Origin of the sequence: Gilliamella sp. B2717, assembly GCF_026536675.1 — a bacterium.
GTDB classification, from domain to species: Bacteria; Pseudomonadota; Gammaproteobacteria; order Enterobacterales; family Orbaceae; genus Gilliamella; species Gilliamella apicola_I.
This window is the reverse complement of the sequence record NZ_JAFNNQ010000027.1, coordinates 1,699-2,102: the sequence shown is the minus strand read 5'-3', so window position 1 is coordinate 2,102 and position 404 is coordinate 1,699. Positions and strand designations below refer to the sequence as shown.

General features: G+C 34.2%; 1 protein-coding gene. It reads right to left on the bottom strand.

Translation table 11 applies throughout. The annotated features are described in order from the left end of the window. On the bottom strand, positions 1–404 hold a 404-nt coding region (locus J3U35_RS05210; RefSeq protein ID WP_267360005.1), incomplete at both ends, for a hypothetical protein.

Sequence of the window (404 nt, the reverse complement as noted above, 5' to 3'; positions counted from 1 at the left end):
CTTGCCTTGTCACCCGATTAAAGCGTACCCGAATATGGCGTATGGTGAAGAGTTCAAAACGATAGATATAACGGAAATAGCGGATAACTAGATACATTGAAATAATAAAAACAGTAATGCAATATATAAGTACAAATACATCTGATAAAATATCATCTGATCCATTATCAACTAATTCAATAATAATACTTAACCCTATATAAACTACATGAAAAGGTATTAAAAAAACAAACAAACAAACCCATGTCAGAATTCCCCTAAAGTTTTCAAACATTCCCCCTCGAATTTCTAAATAGCTATCGTTATACGCGTAGTAAGGTCCTATTGGTCTCGGGTTATCACTGACCGATTCTTGGGTATAGTCTTTTTGCACTTCTTTGAGCGTCATATCGGCATGGTTATAA